Below are 2,622 nucleotides of genomic sequence, written 5' to 3' on the forward strand. Positions count from 1 at the left end.
AATTTAAACGGCTGAAAAAGGGGCATCGACCTGCGCCGATGCCCCCAACGTGGACACACATTTTGTCCTATAAGCCAGGGCCGGTTGCAGCCGGCCCTAGACGATAATACCTGCGTTGCCCGCGTCTCCGAAGTTTAAGCGCTGAGGAGCGGGTTCCGCGGCACAACCTGATTTTACCCAGTGAGGCAGCTCTTTTGCAGCCGCTCCACTGTTTATTTACATCTGGCACCCTCAAACAATCAGACAGCAGCCCGCACTCCTGAGAGCCGCCCCGCACCCCCGGCCATCACGTTACGGCAACAACCGGCGCTACTCCCCTACTTCCCAAAGATCGCAGCGAACAAGCCCTTGCGTTTGGGCTTTTCCTCTCGGTAAGAACCCTCGACGGCGGCTGCCACCTGACGCGGCTGCTCGCCGTCTCCACGGCGCACAATCTGGTAGAGGAACGGCGATTTAACGTATTTGACCTCGACGGGCGTGGCGTGCACGGTGCTTTCACTGGACAGATGCAGGCTCGGGCTAAGCGGCGCCACGATATGCGTTTCGCGCTTGTCGCTAAACACCACCGCGGCCGCGCGGCCCGTCTGGCCGTTTACGGCAATGCGCACCTGCTCGCCATCGCGGCCGTCTGTCGCCGGACGATCGACAAAGTAGACCGGCACCATCACCAGGCCGTCCTTATGCTTGCGGGCCTTGCGCGCCCAGGTGCGGATGCTCTTTTTATTGAGCCCCAGTACAGCCTCGGCGTCGTTGCCCGCAATGTCGAGCGCCAACTTATCAATGACCACCTGGTCCTTGGTAGACGCATCGACGGAGACGACGCGGAAGTCGCCTTCCTGCATGGCAGGGTCAAACGGCCCAACCTTGGCATAGTCCCACGGCTCCAAAATGCCCATAAGTCGAACATCCAGATAGTTTGCCCTCGGATACGCCCAGTCGAGCACCTCGTAGTACACCAGGGTTTCCTTGCTCAGGCCCTTGCCCGGGAAGCTCGCCATCATGCGCAGGTCCGCCAGCGCCATGGGGAAATAGAAGAGCATCATGTCGTTTTGGATCGCATCTTCCACGTCGTGCCCGGCAAAGGCTTCCGCATGCTGGCGCACCAGCTGCAGTGCGTTGGCACGTGCCTGCTGCGGCGAGATTTCGCAGGGAATGCCCTGCTCCGGCACATACTCCGCACCTACGCCCATGGTCAGACGCTTGCTGAAGGTACCGGGCTTGAGCAGGTCGGCAATGCCGATCTTGTTGCCGCAGGACGGGCACTCAAACACGCGCTGCGTTGACTCGCCCTCAAAGGACGCTCCGCAGAAGGGGCAAGGAATGCTCACATGCGTGACCTCTTGGAACTCTTGCGCCGTGCCGCGATCCTCCCACAGCAGATGTTCCAGGACCGACTGATTGCGCCAGTGCGCGTTGAAGAAATACCAGTCCGGGTCCTCCGGGCGCTCGAGTTGCGACACATGCGTGAGTTTGAGCAGTCCATCCACCACCGTCAACGGCGTATGGCGAATACCCAAAGCGCTCTTGGGCTCTCCGGCGTCCGCCTGCCACGGAACGACCGTGCCGCAATAGGCGCACTCAAAGCTGCGCTTAGCTTGGTGCGAGTACATAGGGCCGCCGCAGTTTTGACATTTAATGGCAAACATCTCGTCCATGGAAACGTCCTCCTTTGCACAGGGGCTGTCGACATTAAGTATGTCGAGCAAACAGGCACATGCCCATACCCATGTGGCCCAAAATGGACCACCCAGGCAGACGAGAAGGCTCGCTCGTTAGCACCGGCAGACTATTGCTGCATTTTCTGAGCATCGGTGCACGGCGCCCCCGCGCGAGCTACACTATCCCCTTAAACATGATTGTGAGGACGACCGCTATGCTATTTGTAAATCGGCTGGTACATACGCTTGTTCCCGGCGGCGAGGACGAGCCGGTCGATGCATCTTGCCGCACCAACGCGGGTTTTGCCGCAAGCCTCATCTGCATTGGCCTCAACATCACCCTGTGCCTGGCCAAGGGCATCGCGGGCCTGCTCGCCGGTTCCGTCTCCCTCATCGCCGACGCTTTCAACAACCTCTCCGATGCCTCGAGCAACATCGTGAGCCTGCTCGGGTTCCGCCTTGCCAGCCGCCCGGCAGACGAGGGCCACCCTTACGGCCACGGCCGCTACGAGTACCTGGCTGGTCTGTTTGTCGCCGTCCTGGTTTGTGCCGTCGGCATCAACCTAATCCTCGAGTCGGTCACCAAGATCATCAAGCCCTCGCCCACCGTGTATTCGGCGCTCTCCATGGCTGCCCTTGTTCTGTCCATGCTCGTCAAATTCTGGATGGCAGCGTTCAACCGCACGCTGGGCGATCGCATCGACTCCGAAACGCTCATCGCCACGGCGCAGGACTCCAAAAACGACGTCATCACCTCGGGCTCGGTCTTGGTGGCGGCGCTTATTTCGCAGACGACCGGCTTTGATCTCGATGGCTGGGCAGGCCTGGGTGTGGGCATCTTCATCTGCATCAGCGGCCTGGGCCTGGTGCGCGACGCCATCAGCCCGTTGCTGGGGCAAGCGCCCGACCCCAAGCTCGTCCAGGCAATCCGCGACAAGATCATGTCCTATCCGCAGGTCTTGGG

General features: G+C 60.5%; 2 protein-coding genes. One reads left to right on the plus strand and one right to left on the minus strand.

What is annotated here, in order from left to right; genetic code table 11:
• Window positions 1–317: 317 nt before the first annotated feature.
• Entirely contained in the window at window positions 318–1,655 is a 1,338-nt protein-coding gene (locus AB5164_RS08020; RefSeq protein WP_368147959.1) for a TFIIB-type zinc ribbon-containing protein, read from the minus strand.
• 218 nt (window positions 1,656–1,873) lie between these two features.
• Between AB5164_RS08020 and AB5164_RS08025 the strand changes: the two genes are divergently transcribed.
• A partial coding sequence (locus AB5164_RS08025) for a cation diffusion facilitator family transporter (RefSeq protein WP_368147961.1) occupies window positions 1,874–2,622 on the plus strand: 749 nt, incomplete at its 3' end.

The organism is Collinsella aerofaciens (assembly GCF_040915425.1).
Taxonomy (GTDB): Bacteria; Actinomycetota; Coriobacteriia; order Coriobacteriales; family Coriobacteriaceae; genus Collinsella; species Collinsella aerofaciens_BW.